Raw genomic sequence first — 15,787 nt, 5'->3', positions numbered from 1 at the left:
TTATTGCTCCTGTACAAATGAGGCTGGCAGAGGCTGCGCGCGACGGCGATTGAGGAACAGCATCAATACAGCGGAGAGCAGCATAAAACCGCCGACCACGAACATCGGTAACACATAACTGTGAGTGGCATCATGCAGTGCGCCGGTGATGTAACCGGCGGAGAAACCCGCCACGTTGCCCAGGGTGTTAATCAGCGCAATCGCCGCCGCGGCCGATGCGCCGGTCAGGAACTGCGTTGGCAGCGTCCAGAAATTGGGTAACGCGGCGAAGATGGCGCTGGCCGTTACGGCGATCACCAGGATGGTGGTAAACGGTGAATCCATGTACAGCGCCAGCGGTACGCTGACGCCGCCCGCGACCGCAGGAATCGCGATGTGCCAGGTTTTACAGCCACGCCGCGCGGCATCCCGCGACCAGAAAAACATCACGACGGCGGCGATCAGGTACGGCACGCCGGTGATCAGCCCTTTCTGCATCACGTTGAAGGTGGTGCCAAACTGCTGCTGGAAGCCGGCGATAATGGTCGGCAGGAAGAACGCCAGCGCGTACAGGCCGTAAATAAAGCCGAAGTAGATCAGGCACAGCATCCACACGCGGCTGTTGCCCATCACCGAACGCACGCTGTGCGGGTGCTGGCCCTGCTTGTGCTGATGTTCCGCTTCCAGTTCGGCTATCAACCAGTTTTTCTCGTCGTCATTCAGCCACTTCGCCTGACGCGGCGAGTCCACCAGCCAGAACAGCGCCACAATCCCGATGAGGATCGCCGGCAGCGATACGCCCATAAACATTACGCGCCAGCCCTCCAGGCCAAACAGCCCGTGCTGCTCAATCAGCGAGGCAGCCAGCGGTGCGCCAAATACCACCGTCAGCGGTTGTGCCAGGTAGAACAGCGAGAGAATTTTGCTGCGGTGGCGCGCCGGCACCCACAGGCTGAGATACAGGATGGCGCCCGGGAAGAAACCGGCCTCGGCAATCCCCAGCAGCAGGCGCAGCGTGTACAGCCCTTCGACACTGCTGACCCAGGTAAACAGCAGCGAGACGATGCCCCAGCTGATCATGATGCGCGCCAGCCAGCGCCGCGCGCCGAACTTATGCAGCGCCAGGTTGCTGGGCACTTCCAGCAGGATGTAACCAATAAAGAAGATGCCGGAGGCGAGACCAAACTGCAGCGCACTGAGGCCGAGGTCCTGCGTCATGCCGTTTGGGCCGGCAAAGGAAATGGCGGTGCGATCGAGGAAGTTGATAAAGAACATCAGCGCCACAAACGGTACCAGGCGCCAGGAGATTTTGCGGATTGCGGTCTGCTCAACCGCGCTGACAGCAGACTGATTCATAACGCACCTCCGGAACGTGCGCAGTGAGACGGTGTTGGCCAGGCGCAAAACCGGCGCTGGCGACAGACAGAATGCGAGGTAAGAAGCAAATGACACATGTTCGAGTCCTCAGTGGGTCTTCTTGTACATGGATAGGGTCATGCGAACAAATGAACACTACACGTATATTTGATCAATCCTCAAGCGCAGTTGGCGAAAGTGTGACAATGCGCATGAGATTTGATTTCAGCGACATTTTCAGGATTTTTCGCAGCAGAGCGGCATTTCGCGACCATGGCGGCAGCGTTGGCACGAGATTTTGCGTGGTCGATCGCTAAATCATATGAACACATATTGAACATATGTTTGATTTTGTGGCAGGCTGTCAGTGAACATCTAATCACCTGACGAACATATGTGCAGGTGTCAGACCCTGTATCACTGGAGAGACGTGATGAAAACTATCGCTATTGGTGCCGATGATGCGGCTATCGATTTGAAAAACATCATTAAAAAACTGCTGGAAGAGCAGGACTATCAGGTAACTGATTACAGTAACGACGCGCACAATGACCGCCCGATGTATCCGGACGTGGCGTTTGCGCTGGCGACGGCAGTGCAGCAAAAGCAGTTTGAGCGCGGCATTTTGCTGTGTGGCACCGGCATCGGCGTCGCGATTGTTGCCAATAAAGTGGAGGGCGTGCGCGCCGCGCAGTGTCATGACACCTTCTCCGCCGAGCGCGCGCGCAAAAGTAATAATGCGCAGATCATGACCATGGGCTCACGCGTAATCGGGCCGGAACTGGCGAAAAACATCGTTAACGCCTGGCTGGCATCCGAGTTTGAAGGGGGCGGTTCGACCGCCAAAGTGGAGAAGATCGGTTACTACGAACAGGTGTCACACGCGAAATAATGTGTCATCGGGCGCTGAGTTGCAAAGCCGGCAGCGCCTGAGTGGGTGACATCGCCAGCGGCACGCTGACACGACTGGCCACTTTGGTGCATGCCAGCCGTGTCATACCCGGTGTTTTAACTGCCGCTTAGCGTACCGCTGAGCACCGCAGGCGCATCCTGCTGCACCAGAAAGGCGACCAGCAGGGCGTCGCGTTCACCGTGGATAGCCGGCAAGGCAGCGCTATCGCTTACCGCATCGCCCTTTTGCAGTCGCACATCCCCGGTGCGTGCAATACCCTCCAGCACCGTGACCCAGCTGGCATAACCCGGCAAATGCGGCACCTCGATCTGAGCGCCACGATCCAGCCTGACGTCATAGATGTAAACGGCCTGACGCAGCGTCAGCGGCGCCTCACTGTGCTGCGGACCGGCCAGCAGCGTCCACTGGTTAAGTGCCGCCCCTTCTGCCCGGTACACGCTCTGCACCTGCCCTTCACCGCCACCGGATGCCGGGCGGATGTACGCCTGCAGCATTTCGCTTTCAATCAGCGGTGCTGACTCTTCATGACGTACCCCACTGCCCGCGTTCACCAGCAGTGCGCGTTTGCCGTTGAGGGCGAGAGTCTCTCCCTCCTCGCGCCGGTACTGCACCGAGCCGCGCCAGACATAGCTGAAAATTTCATCATCCTGATGACGGCGCATCGGTACCACCGCGCCGGGCTTCAGCGTCATCTGGTCGACAATCGCCAGCGCGCCCAGTTGTTCTCCCGGCCGCTGCCGGCGAATGGTAAAGGGACCGTATTCAAACAGCTGGTCACGCTGCGCTTTAATCACGTTCATCAGTGGCTTCCTCAAAAATCAGGTTCTGATGACCATCATAAAGGCTGCAAAATTGCGTAACAGTAGGGCTTTTTGTTGGCTTAAATCAGTGGTTTTGAATGACCTTCGTCCGCGCCTTTAGTCCGCTGCAGTACGAAGCTGAGCGCCAGGTGCGGGCTGGTGAGTGGCCGCTGTGGCACAGGAAAACGCGACGCGGCGCCGGCCATTGACACCTGCGCTAACGCCACCTGAACCGCGCCCTGCTGCTGTCCCTGAGCGACGGCATCGGCGATCAGCGTGTAATAGTCGTCCAGCCGGCCAGCTTTGAATGCGGCCCAGGCATCAGGGATAAGCCTGACTTGCGGACGCTGGTCGGGTGTCAGACTCTCAGGGCAAAACAGCTGGCGCGTACTGTGCAGCGTAGACTCCGCGGCACACAGCACCAGCGCAGGTGCGCCACGGCGATGCACTTCGTCCGCCAGCATACGGTCAGTGCGATAAACCGCACAGCGCTGTTGTGCATCGCGCAGGCTGTCCGCGGCGGCACCTAAGGTAGAGCAGGTAATCAGTATCGCGTCGAACCACGGCGTCAGGCTGAGTAACAGCTGCTCCAGACGCTGCTGCTGGGCCGGCGTCATGCCACCGCTGAGCTCTGCTTCTGCCAGCAGATGTGGCATCACCAGATGGCTGATTTGCTGAGGCGGAATGCCGAGCGACTGCGCGGCGTCATCAAAAATAGCAATATTACTGGCGGCGGTATGCAGGCAGGCAATGGTCACAACGATTCCTTATCGCTTCAGGTTCAGTACGTTGCACTATAGCCATAATCGGTGACGGAATGCAGCTTTACCGCTGACTGGCAGGCTTCGCCGGATGCGGTGCGAGGCCGTTTCAACGCCTCGCACCGAGCAATCCTCCTTCAGCCGGTCAGCGCGAAGTGCGATCTCAGAACCACACTTCTGCCTGTACGCCAAAGTTCCAGCTACCGCCAGCGGTAAAGCCCGCGCTGCCGAAATCATCGTTCAGCGCATAGTTGTCCAGCGCTTTAGACCAGTTCATCCAGGTCGCGAACAGGCGAATCTCCGGCCGCACCAGCATGTCGTTGATGTTGCCGACTTTAAATGTTGGCGCAAAGGTCAGCTTATACACGTCGCCCTTCACCGCGTTGTACGTCGCGATGCTGCCGCCATCCTGATAGCTGCGGCCATTGGGCTTGAGGTCCATATACAGCCACGATGCTTCATACTGCAGCGCAAAGTTTTCCGTAATCGCCTGGGAGGCGCGCAGGTTGATGGTTGCCCAGTCATAGCGATCGCCTTTGCGGTAGCGATTCTCGCTGTGCTGCGCCAGCAGCGACGGGGCCACTGACCAGCGATCGCTCAATGGCATCACGCCAAAAGTGGCCAGTCGCAGCGCGCTGGCGTTGCGCGTTAAGTCGCCGTCGCCACCAATCTGCCGGGTTTCTGCGCCCAGGCCTTTCCCCCACTGAATGGCGTGAGTGCTGCTGCCCGGTGCCAGTCCGTAGAAGCGGTTTTTATCGTGCCAGGCCAGCATGGTAAACACGCCGTGCTTTGCCGTATCGTCACTGCGCAGCGCATAGCTGCCGGTGGTCGATGCGCGCCCTTTCAGCTCGTCGTTGCCGTTTGCGCTCATGCCGGTCAGCATCCACTGCCAGTTACCGTAAAACTGGTTCGAGGTCAGCAACAGGTTTTGCACGTTGTTATCGTCGTAGCGGCTGCTGCCCAGGTCGCCAAAACTGCGGCCATAAATGGAGAAATCGCTGCGCCATTGCTCGTTCCATTGCAGGTTGCTGATGCCGCCGCCGGTGCCGCCAAGAAAGACGATATCGGTATCGGTGAAGTGCAGATCAAAATTGTCGCCGTCAAAGCGTTTACCTGCCCACAGCGAGGCATGCCGGGCAGCACCGCTGAAGCTGGGGAAATCCCCCATTTCGACATACACCTGGCGGATATTCAGATTATTGTCTTTATTCTGCACCCACGGGTCCGGACTGGATGAGCCATCTGCCAGCAGCGCTTTGAAATTGGCCCACGAACCATTACTGAACCGGGTTTGATTATGAAAGCCCAGCTCGATGTAGTGATCTTTTTCATTACCTAACCGGCCAATATGCGCATCACCGCCGATCGAACTGGCAGGCGAAATAGCAGGTCCGGCACGTCCGCCGCGCCCTTTATCATTGATCAGCAGGCCGGAACGGGCGTAGCCGGAAAAACGGAACGTGTTGGTTGTTCCGGCGCTCGCCTCCTTTTGCTGCTGCTCATCGCGCGCGATTTTCTCTTCCAGCTGGGCCAGACGCTGCTCCAGCGTTAATGACTGTGCCGCTGCACTGCCACCCACCATCATCCCCGCGATAGCCAGCGCCAGGCGCGCGGTTTTAGCCTTATGCATCACCATATTTATCTCTCTTATTATGTCCATTCATTAATTACAACGGGATTGCCTTTGACGCAGCGAGAGCATAAATAAGCGGGTTGCGGTTCTTTTTGATCAATATCATTAAATTAAAAAGTGATATTTTACATGAAGTTATAAGATGATTGATTAATTCGAGGTCTGTTTTTACTTATATGGAAAAATCCTTTGCGACCTGTCTTAAAAGACGGGCGAATTAATTTTTCTTTTCCGATCCCATTCGCAGAATGGCGCTTTTTCCGGCACGGAAAATCTGCTTAGCCAGCAGCAGAAATAAAAACAAATTTGCGAGCTGTGCCGCATCGCTTAATGCGGCAACCAGATGAGACGGCGCAATTATTCGGGCAAGCCTGCGCCTCGCTGCTACGCTTAGTGGTTGGATTATCCTTACAAAAGCTGGAGATATTATGAGCAATGACGATCGCAAGCCGACCACCACGGATGCTGGCATTCCGGTAGCCAGCGACGAACATTCTTTGTCCGTCGGTCCTGACGGCCCGCTGATGCTGCACGATCACTACCTGATTGAGCAGATGGCTAACTTCAACCGCGAACGTATTCCAGAGCGTCAGCCGCACGCCAAAGGCAGCGGTGCATTTGGCTATTTTCAGGTGACAGAAGATGTCAGCCGCTACACCAAAGCGGCGGTATTTCAGCCCGGCACCAAAACCGATGTGGTGATGCGCTTCTCCACCGTGGCCGGCGAGCGTGGCAGCCCGGACACCTGGCGCGATCCGCGCGGCTTCGCGATCAAGTTTTACACCAGCGAAGGCAACTACGACATGGTGGGCAATAACACGCCGGTGTTCTTTATTCGTGACCCGATGAAGTTCCAGCACTTTATCCGTTCGCAGAAGCGCCGTGCCGACAACAATCTGCGTGATAACGATATGCAGTGGGATTTCTGGACGCTGTCGCCAGAGTCGGCGCACCAGGTGACCTGGCTGATGGGCGACCGCGGCATTCCGAAAAGCTGGCGCCACATGAACGGTTACTCCAGCCATACCTATATGTGGGTTAACGCCGCCGGGGAGAAATTCTGGGTTAAATACCACTTCAAAACCGATCAGGGTGTGGAGTTCCTGACGCAGGATAACGCCGATCTGCTGGCCGGCCAGGACGGCGATTACCATACGCGCGATCTGTTTACCGCCATCAAAAATGGTGATTTCCCCAGCTGGACGCTGTACATGCAGATCATGCCGTTCGCCGAGGCGGAAACCTACCGCTTCAACCCGTTTGATCTGACCAAGGTCTGGCCACACAGCGATTATCCGCTGATTAAAGTCGGCAAACTGATGCTGAACCGCAACCCGACCGACAACCATGCGCAGATTGAACAGGCGGCGTTTGAACCAAACAACCTGGTGCCCGGCATCGGCCTGAGTCCGGATAAGATGCTGATTGGCCGGGTGTTTGCCTATGCCGATGCCCACCGCGCCCGTCTTGGCGTTAACTACAAGCAGATTCCGGTCAACGCCCCGCAGGCACCGGTGCACAGCTACAGCAAGGATGGCGCGATGCGCATCAATCCGGTCAGCGATCCGGTTTACGCGCCGAATTCGAAAGGCGGTCCGGCGGCGGACGGCGAGCGCTACCCGACGGATTCCACCTGGGAAGCGCACGGCAACATGGTGCGCGCGCCCTACACGCTGCGTCAGGATGATGATGACTTTGGCCAGGCCAATACGCTGGTCAATAAAGTGCTGGATGAGGCGGCACGTGATCGCCTGGTAAATAACGTCAGCGGTCATCTGCTCAACGGCGTGGAGGAGCCAGTGCTGTCGCGCGCGTTTGAGTACTGGCGCAACATCGACCAGACGATTGGCGATCGCATTGCCCAGCGGGTACAAACCGAGCGCGCCAAGCGTTAATGCGCTGATATCAGAGCAATAAAAAAGGCGCCCGCGGGCGCCTTTATTGCATCGACAGGATTATTTCAGACGGAACGCCACCACGCTGTCGCCAGCTTTGGTGCCGAGCGAACCGTGACCGCCTGCGGCAATCACCACGTACTGCTTACCGTCGCTGCCCATGTAAGTGGATGGTGTCGCCTGTGCGCCGGCGCTAAGCTCCTGCTGCCACAGCAGTTCGCCGGTGGTGCTGTCATAGGCGCGAATGAAGTTATCTGCGGTCGCACCGTGGAACACCAGATCGCCGGCCGTCAGCAGTGGCCCGCCGTGCGCCACCATGCCCATCGGGAAGCCAATCGGGAAGCGGCCCGGCAGGAAGCTGGTTTTCAGGTTTTTCGTGGTGCCAACGCGACGCAGCCATTCGGTTTTGCCGGTTTTCAAATCCACGCCGACCATGCGGCCCCACGGCGGTGCAATGCACGGAATGCCGAGACCGGAGGCCAGCTGCTGGATGTGGATGGCGTAATCACCGTGGAAGTTTTCGTTCCAGTAAGGCTGGCCATCTTTGGTGAACAGGCGCTCCGTCGCCGTGGCGGGCGTACGCTTGATCAGGTTGTATTTGTAGGCGAGGCGAACCGGTGCGGCAATCAGCATCTGACGCTGCGGATCAACCGCCACCGATCCCCAGTTAAACACCCCGATATTGCCCGGGAACACCAGCGAGCCGCCTTCTGTGGCTGGCGTCCACGGATTGCCGTCATAGCGCAGGCTACGGAAATCCATACGGCAGGCCATTTGATCAAACGGTGTGATGCCCCACATTGACTTCTCAGTCAGCGGCTGCGGAATAAAGTTCAGACTGGATACCGGCTGGGTGGCGGCGAATTTCTCGCCCGGCACGCCGCCTTCCGTCGAAACCTTCACGTCGTTAACCGGATAAACCGGCTGGCCGGTCAGGCGATTGAGCACAAACAGGTTGCCGGTTTTGGTCGGCAGGATCACCACCGGCTGTTTCTGGCCCTGATAATCGATATCGACCAGCGACGGCTGTGACGGGTTATCGCGGTCCCACAGATCGTGATGGGAGCTCTGATAGCGCCATTTGAATGCACCGGTCTGCAGATCGAGCGCCACTAACGCATCACGGAATTTCTCTGTATTGCTATTGGCATCGCGCTCGATGCCCAGTTCATCCGGCGAGGCGTTGCCAAACGGCACATACACCAGGCCGTTTTTCAGGTCAGCGCTCAGCGTACCCCAGGCCACCGGCGTATCCTGCGGATAGGTCTGCCCAGCAGCTATCGGCGCGGTATTCTGTGGATTAGCCGGATCAAAGTTCCACACCAGACGACCACTTTGCACATCATAGGCGCGAATTACGCCAGAGGGGTTACCGCTGTTGAAGCCGTTATCCATAACCGAGCCGCCGACAATCACCAGATTGCCCGCGACCAGCGGCGCGGCGGTCTGCATCAGCGCGTGTGGACGAACCTCACCCATATTGGCATGCAGATCCACTACACCGTTGTTGCCAAAATCGGCGCATGGTTTGCCGCTGTCGGCATCCAGCGCAATCAGCCGGGCGTCAGTGGTGGCGTTAAAGATGCGCTTGCGGCACATCGCCGGCGTCGCGGCCGTGTCCTGTGCGGCAACCGGTGCGCCCGCGTAATAGCTGACGCCACGGCAGGTCTGATGCTGCTGCAGATAAGAACGATCTTTCGCCGGCGTGTATTTCCACTTCACCGCACCACTCTGCGGATCAAGCGCGTGGACTTCATTGTGCGGCGTACAGAAATAGAGCATGCCGTTGGCTTTCAGCGGCGTGGCTTCGAAGGTGTATTCGGTGGCATCGTTATCCTGACGCAGATCGCCGGTGTGATAGGTCCAGGCCACTTCGAGATTGCGCACGTTCTCTTTGGTGATCTGATTCAGGGCGGAGAAACGCAGGCCGTCGGCGGTGCCGCCGTAGGCGGTCCAGTCAGCGTTCGCGCCCTGCTCGCTGTTTTGTTCACGCGCATTGGTGATGGTGCCGGCCTGCGGCAGCGGATCGTAAAAGCACAATCCAATCACCAGTACAATCATGATGGCCACCGTGCTGCCGAGCAGGCCGTGGAAGCGACGCTGTCCCTGATACAGCGGTTTGACCACCCACGGCATCGCCAGCCACAGGCCGATCACGCCAAACAGATCGCCGCGCGGGATCCACTGCCACTTGTCGAAGCCGACTTCCCAGATCATCCATGCCAGCGTGATCCACATCAGCACCGCATACAGGCTCAGCGCGCTGCGCTGATTGCGGAACAGTAAAATGGCGGTGATCAGTAATCCCACCGCCATCAATGCGTAAAATGCGCTGCCGCCCATCATCAGCAGCTTGCCGCCCATATAGAGCAGCGCAACACCCAGAATCGCCAGCACGAGACTGGTCAGTTTGTTTATCATGCGAATCCCTCAACGCTCATCATTATTAACCACCCCAAACTAAAGACACATAAACTCAACAAAATCTTAACTTACGTAACCGTCAGTTAAAAATCTGCCTGGCGGCGTGTCGTTAGTGCCGCTTATCAATGTAGCTCTGCTCCTTCATGCTGCGCCCCGCTTCGCTCGTAGTGTGAGTGAAATCACGTTTCAATTTTGTTGGAGGAAATTAATCAATCATCAGGAAAATCCGCATTTTTTGATAACGCAGCGTGCGATATGACTAAGGGCGCGACAGGCGTGCTGCCGGGCAGCCTGCAATTTGTCGGCGCATGTATTTCTGGTGAAATTATTTAATTGATTAGTGGCGTACAAATGCGATTTGTCCTGGTCATGTCAGAACCTGATGCTAAAAAAGCAGGCAACGCTGCGCTTTGCCCTATAAATAGCGTCTTTCCGGCACGGTGACATTGATAAATGAAATAGCGTATTTATTATTTTGAGAGTTTCCTTAGCCTGTCTGCCAAATTAATCGGTGATATACATTATCTGACTGCTCTGCGGCAAAGCCGCTTATAAAAAGAAGGTTATTATGATCAGCGCAGACGCTTTTTATCGCAAATTACGTTTTCCATTTAAACTCACACATGCTGCCATTAAATTTCCCGTGGCCAATGCGCACGCCCGGCAATATCAGGTCTTGTCAGCAGAACAGACCATCGATCTGCTGCTCAGCGATGACCGGCTCTCAGTGTGCCGCTATGGGGATGGGGAACTGGAAATGACGCTATTTAAGAATATAGGCTTTCAGTCTTTTGATGAACGCCTTTCCATTCGCCTGAAAGAGATCATGCGCCGTGGCACGCAGAGCGATAATCGCTGTCTGCTGTGTATGCCTGATGCCTTTCGCGGCACCGGGAATATGCGTTTTGGCTCAGCGCTTTTCTGGTTTTTTCATAAAGCCTTTTTCTTTCGCCACTATGAGCATTTATTAAAGAAAGGCTATCGCTATGGTAATACGTCGGTAACGCGACCTTATCATGATTATAAAGATAAACAGCCGGCGGCACGTATTTTTGCCAAATTTAAACAGCTGTTTCACGATAAAAAAATTCTGATTGTTGAGGGTAGCGGCACGCGCCTTGGTCTCGGGAACGATCTGCTGGGTGGCGCGCGGCAGATCCGGCGCATTACCACCCTCAACCGTAACGCCTTTTCGGTTTATAACGAGCTATACAGTAATGTGCTGGCGCACGCGCGCGAGTTCGACATGGTATTAATCTCCCTTGGCCCGACGGCAACCGTGCTGGCTTACGACCTCAGTCAGCACGGTATTCGCTGCATTGATACCGGCCATATCGATATTGAGTATGAGTGGATGCGCAGCGCGGCACGCACCAAGGTGCAGGTCGCGGGAAAAAATGTGAATGAGGTCGGTTTATTACAGAGTGACGAACAGCAGGAAGCGGATGCGCATTACCGCAGCCAGATTCTGCTGCACGTCGGTTTAGGTCAGGAGCCACTGCGCAGTGCCGCGGTGGTCACGCAGCCGATAGTGTGATGCAGCGCACCGTAACCGATCGTGCCGGCGATCGGTTTGGTGCAGTACGCTCAGATAGCGGGTATTTATTAGCCAGCGCGATGGTTCTGACTGCGACGGCGCGGGCATTATGGCATGGCGGACACTAATTAGTTAGCAGCCTTAGCAATCTGGCATTACCTTTGCTTAATGATTCCTGTGTTCATTTTCAGGAGTCGTATGATGAAAGCGTCCTCAACCCGCTACACCATTTTCTCGCTGCTGTTTCTCATCGCACTGATTAACTACATCGACCGCGGTGCGCTGTCGTTCGCCGCCAACGCCATCTCGCAGGAATTTCACTTCAGTAAAGTGCAACTCGGTGCCGTGCTGGGCTACTTTGGCTTTGGCTATCTGTTCGGGTCGCTGTGCGGCGGCTTCCTTGCCGATCGGCTGGGCACCAAAAAGGTCTGGCTGATGGCTGGCATTCTGTGGTCGCTGCTGGAGATCGCCACCGCGTGGGCCGGAGAGCTGGGCATGGCGCTGTTTAGCGGCTCGGCGATCATGGGGTTTGCTGCACTGCGCGTGCTGTTTGGCTTCAGCGAAGGGCCAGCCTACGCGTTGATGAACAAAACCATCGCCCACTGGGCACCGGATAACGAACGCGGTTTTGCGCTGGGAATTGGCCTGCTGAGCACCCAGGTGGGCTCGCTGCTGACCGCACCGATTGCCGTCGGACTGCTGCTGCTCACCAACGACTGGCGCATGATGTTTATGCTGCTCGGCGCGTTTTCACTGCTGGCGATGCTGCTGTTTGCGCGCCACTTTACTGATACGCCACAGCAACATCCCCGTGCCAATGCCGTCGAGCGTCAGCTGATCATTGCCGGGCAACGCCAGCAGCCGCAGGACGAAGGCGCGCTGCCGTGGTGGCGCTTCTTCACCAGCCGCACGCTGGTGTGCAACGCGCTGGGCTATTTCAGTTTCCTCTACATCACCTTTACCCTGGTGACCTGGCTGCCGAAATATCTGCAGGATAATTTCCACTATGACCTGCACTCGCTGTGGTATGTGGCGATGATCCCGTGGAGCGGTGCCTGCCTGACGGTGCTGCTGGGCGGACGCATCGCCGATCGCCTGCTGGCACGCTTTCACAATCTGCGGCTGGCGCGCAACCTGTTTGCGGCCGTGACGCTGTGCGCCACCGCCTGCTGCTTTATGGCTATTCCCTGGGTCGGATCTGCTGCCGGCATTATCGCGCTGATGACGCTTGGCAACGCGCTCAATGCGCTGGTGAATAACGTCTACTGGTCGGTCGTGATTGACGTGACGCCAAAGGCATCGGTTGGTACCTTCAGCGGCATGACGCTGGCCATCGCCAACCTCGCGTCGATCATTTCACCGATGCTGTGCGGCTGGCTGGCGCAGTACTACGGTTATAACGCCATGTTTACCGTCACCGCCTGTATCGCCTTTGGCAGCATGCTGGCCATGACGCTGCTGCAGCCGGAGAAACGCCTGCAAGCCGATGCGCCGCCAGCCGCCGCGCAGCAGGCTTTGTAAGCGTTATCGCCCGTGCCGCTGGCAGAAGGCGGCGATATCCGGCGACTGAAAATCCGCCAGGTGCGCCATCAGCTTCTCCAGCGGCCAGTTCCACCAGGCAATCGCCTGCAGCTGCGCCGCGATGTCGGCGCTGAAACGGGCGCGAATCGGTTTCGCCGGCACACCTCCGACGATGGTGTAAGGCGGCACATCTTTACTCACCACCGCCCCGGCCGCCAGCACGGCGCCGTCACCGACCGTCACGCCAGGCAGGACAATCACGCCGTGACCGATCCACACATCGTGACCAATGATCACCCGATCGGCACGGCGTCCGGCGAAGAAACCGGCATCGCGCTGCGCGTGGCTGTCGTAATACTCCGGGCAGTAGGTGAAGCGATGCTGTGAGGCGCGATCCATCGGATGATTCGGTGCCCCGATACGCACCTGATTGGCGATGGCCGTGAAGCGGCCAATCTGCGCATCCGCCACGCAGCAGTGTTCCCCAAGGTAGGAAAAATCACCCAGTTCGCTGTATTCCAGATAACTGTGCGCCAGAATTTCACACTGCTGGCCAATCTGCGTGTCGCGCAGACGGACGCTGGGATCGATCGCGGTGTGTTGCAGTTTAGCGGGATGCTGGGTGGCAGAAATCATAAAGCAGGTGCTCCGTTGTGGTCAGATGTCTGGATAAGTGGTTGCCTCAACGCAACCGCGAGCCACAACACTAGAGCGGGAAGATGACAGGAATGCTATCGTGTTGCTCCACCGGGAGATCTTCAGGAGAAAATGGAATGAAAGCGTCCCTGCCGTTATTAGCCTTGCTATTCAGTACCGCCCCCGCCTTTGCCGCCCTGCCGCCCGACATCAAAGCCGGAGAAATTGTGCAGGTCGAACTGGCGCAGCTGCATCCCACTCAGGCCGCCATTGGTTATCGCCAGCTGGATTACAAGCAGCATCGTTATCAGGCCGATCCGGAAAAGCTGTTCGATGACTATTGCGAAAGCATGGGACAAAAAGGGGTGAAAAGTTTCACGCCGCGCTCCACCCTGCGCGATCCGGCCAGTTTCAGCTGTAAGGCGCCGGTCGGCAGCGAACCCGGCCCGATGAAAACCGCGGTGATCGGCCCGGATAATCAACTGTACCTGACTGATGGCCACCATACGTTCAGCAACTTTGCTGACATGGCCGGCCTGTCAACGCCGGTGCAGGTGCGCATTACCGATGATTTCCGCCCGCTGAAAAGCCAGGCTGCTTTCTGGCAGAAAATGGCGGCGGCACATCTGGTGTGGCTGGAGACGCCAAACGGTAAGATCGCCCCCGAAGCACTGCCGCAGGAGCTGGGTCGCCAGCATATGCAGGATGATGAGTATCGTTCGCTGATCTACTTTGTGCGCGATATCGGCTTCGATAAGCCAGACAACCCGCCGCCGTTCCTTGAATTCTTCTGGGGACAGTGGCTGAGCCGGGAACTGCCGCTGAAAGCGTTCAACCTGCGCGACCGCGACGGCTACGCCGCAGCGGTGAAAAAGGTGGCGGAGAAGATGGTGAGCGTGCCGAAGGATACGGTGATTGCGCAGAGTGATAGCGGTCCGCTGACGGCGCAGGCGCTCGGTGCCAGAGACGCGGTGAACCAGAAGGCGCTGAACAAGTTAAGCGCCGATAACGGTAAGCTGAGCTGGGCGTTTAAGCAATAAGCGGGCTGGGTAGTGCTGGGTTTATCCAGGTGCGCATCAATGCGCACCCTACAAAATTACACACTATTGCTGCTGGTGCGCAGCAATGCGCACCCGACAAAACCCCACACCATTGTTGCTGGTGCGCGGTCATGCGTTTTACACCGTTGTGGCAGGGTCGCCATGGATGGCGACCGAAAACGGCGGTTATATCAGCTCGCTGTTTTTAACATCCGCGGAGGGTGCCAGCAGGTTTTGATCGAAGGCGCGCAGCGGCTGGCCGTGGCGAACGCGCTGTGGCCAGTCCGGATTGGCCAGCGCGCTTTTGCCCAGCGCCACATAATCTGCGCCCTGATACAACGCCATGCCGGCACGTTCGGCATCTGACAACGATCCGTTGATCACCACCGGCAACTGTGGCGCAGCCTGGCGCGCCAGCTGTAGCAGCGACTCCGTCGCGTCCGCGAACGCTGGCTGCAACGCATCATGCTCGGTCAGGTGCAGATAATCGATACCTGAGTCGGCCAGCAGCGCAAACACCTGGCGCGCTCCGGCAGCGCCCTCCTGCCATTTATGCGTAAAATCATTCACTTTCCCCTGAGAAATCCGCACGCCCAGCGTGACGTTGGCACCGATGCGCTGCCGCACCGCGGCGATCACCTCCCGCGTCAGCGTCAGTCTTGCGATAATATCGCCGCCCCAGCGGTCGCTGCGCTGGTTGGTGTAATCGGTAAAGAACTGATCGAGCAGATAACCGTTGGCCGCGTGAATTTCAATGCCGTCAAAACCGGCTGCCTCAATGGCGCGCGCCGCGCTGTCAGCAAAGGCGTCAATCACCTGCTCAATCTGCGCATCGCTCATGGCGCGCGGCAACGGATAAGCGCCGTGGCCATGGTAAAACCGCAGTTGTTCGCCACGTGGCGGGATCGCCGAAGGCGCCAGCGTATCGCGCCGGTAAATATTGCCCTGCGATATCGCACCGGCGTGCATCAGCTGTGCAATGATTCTGCTGCCGTGCTGGTGCACGCTGTCGGTGATGGCCCGCCAGCCGGCGATCTGCTGGCGATTGACCAGCCCGGCCTGAAAAGCGTAAGTCTGTGACCAGGCTTCATCGATGTAGAGACCTTCGGTGATTATCGCGCCAAAGCCACCGCGGGCAAAACGCGTGTAGTACTGCTGCATACGCTCGCCCGGGACACCGTCTACGCTGGCGGAGATGCGCGTCATCGGTGCCACCATCAGGCGATTGGTTAAATCGAGGTGGTTAAGCGTACTGCTCTGAAACAGGTGTTTGTCGGACATTTGGCGCTCTG

12 protein-coding genes are annotated in these 15,787 nt (G+C 57.4%); 5 read left to right on the top strand and 7 right to left on the bottom strand.

Annotated features, from left to right (window positions below):
- On the bottom strand, nucleotides 1–1,335 hold the full coding sequence (locus tag F3I21_RS01450) for an MFS transporter (RefSeq protein WP_058769829.1): 1,335 nt from the start codon (nucleotides 1,333–1,335) through the stop codon (nucleotides 1–3).
- 433 nt (nucleotides 1,336–1,768) lie between these two features.
- Here F3I21_RS01450 and F3I21_RS01445 point away from each other — a divergent pair, with 433 nt between their 5' ends.
- Complete coding sequence (locus F3I21_RS01445) at nucleotides 1,769–2,227, top strand: RpiB/LacA/LacB family sugar-phosphate isomerase (RefSeq protein WP_141495417.1); 459 nt, start codon at nucleotides 1,769–1,771, stop codon at nucleotides 2,225–2,227.
- Between the two features lie 116 nt (nucleotides 2,228–2,343).
- On the opposite strand, the gene F3I21_RS01440 is transcribed toward F3I21_RS01445, so the two are convergent.
- From F3I21_RS01440 to F3I21_RS01430, 3 genes are all read right to left on the bottom strand, one after another.
- Nucleotides 2,344–3,048, bottom strand: a complete 705-nt coding sequence (locus F3I21_RS01440; protein ID WP_150058028.1) for a pirin family protein — start codon at nucleotides 3,046–3,048, stop codon at nucleotides 2,344–2,346.
- 80 nt (nucleotides 3,049–3,128) lie between these two features.
- A complete protein-coding gene (locus F3I21_RS01435; RefSeq protein ID WP_150058026.1) occupies nucleotides 3,129–3,806 on the bottom strand; it encodes a glutamate racemase in 678 nt (225 codons plus the stop codon).
- A 166-nt stretch (nucleotides 3,807–3,972) separates the two neighbouring features.
- A complete protein-coding gene (locus F3I21_RS01430; protein ID WP_370515576.1) occupies nucleotides 3,973–5,394 on the bottom strand; it encodes a carbohydrate porin in 1,422 nt (473 codons plus the stop codon).
- Nucleotides 5,395–5,870: 476 nt separating this feature from the next.
- Between F3I21_RS01430 and F3I21_RS01425 the strand changes: the two genes are divergently transcribed.
- Nucleotides 5,871–7,337: a catalase gene (locus F3I21_RS01425; protein ID WP_021505996.1), complete on the top strand. Its 1,467-nt coding sequence runs from the start codon at nucleotides 5,871–5,873 to the stop codon at nucleotides 7,335–7,337.
- A gap of 60 nt (nucleotides 7,338–7,397) precedes the next feature.
- Here F3I21_RS01425 and F3I21_RS01420 read toward each other — a convergent pair whose 3' ends face one another.
- Nucleotides 7,398–9,758 carry a membrane-bound PQQ-dependent dehydrogenase, glucose/quinate/shikimate family gene (locus F3I21_RS01420; protein ID WP_150058022.1) on the bottom strand — a complete coding sequence of 787 codons (2,361 nt, stop codon included), beginning with the start codon at nucleotides 9,756–9,758 and terminating at the stop codon, nucleotides 7,398–7,400.
- Nucleotides 9,759–10,329: 571 nt separating this feature from the next.
- Here F3I21_RS01420 and F3I21_RS01415 point away from each other — a divergent pair.
- Both F3I21_RS01415 and F3I21_RS01410 read left to right on the top strand, forming a co-directional pair.
- Nucleotides 10,330–11,298 carry a GT-D fold domain-containing glycosyltransferase gene (locus F3I21_RS01415; protein WP_150058020.1) on the top strand — a complete coding sequence of 323 codons (969 nt, stop codon included), beginning with the start codon at nucleotides 10,330–10,332 and terminating at the stop codon, nucleotides 11,296–11,298.
- Between the two features lie 201 nt (nucleotides 11,299–11,499).
- A complete protein-coding gene (locus F3I21_RS01410) occupies nucleotides 11,500–12,819 on the top strand; it encodes an MFS transporter (protein ID WP_150058555.1) in 1,320 nt (439 codons plus the stop codon).
- A gap of 3 nt (nucleotides 12,820–12,822) precedes the next feature.
- On the opposite strand, the gene F3I21_RS01405 is transcribed toward F3I21_RS01410, so the two are convergent.
- Entirely contained in the window at nucleotides 12,823–13,455 is a 633-nt protein-coding gene (locus F3I21_RS01405; protein WP_021505992.1) for a DapH/DapD/GlmU-related protein, read from the bottom strand.
- A 137-nt stretch (nucleotides 13,456–13,592) separates the two neighbouring features.
- On the opposite strand from F3I21_RS01405, the gene F3I21_RS01400 reads away from it, so the two are divergent.
- Complete coding sequence (locus tag F3I21_RS01400; protein WP_150058018.1) at nucleotides 13,593–14,495, top strand: ParB/Srx family N-terminal domain-containing protein; 903 nt, start codon at nucleotides 13,593–13,595, stop codon at nucleotides 14,493–14,495.
- Between the two features lie 186 nt (nucleotides 14,496–14,681).
- Here the strand turns inward: F3I21_RS01400 and F3I21_RS01395 are convergent, their stop codons facing one another.
- Nucleotides 14,682–15,776, bottom strand: a complete 1,095-nt coding sequence (locus F3I21_RS01395; protein WP_150058016.1) for an NADH:flavin oxidoreductase — start codon at nucleotides 15,774–15,776, stop codon at nucleotides 14,682–14,684.
- Nucleotides 15,777–15,787: the final 11 nt, after the last annotated feature.

It is taken from the genome of Pantoea sp. B_9 (assembly GCF_008632015.1).
Taxonomy (GTDB): Bacteria; Pseudomonadota; Gammaproteobacteria; order Enterobacterales; family Enterobacteriaceae; genus Pantoea; species Pantoea dispersa.
This window is presented reverse-complemented; position numbering and strand designations above follow the sequence as displayed.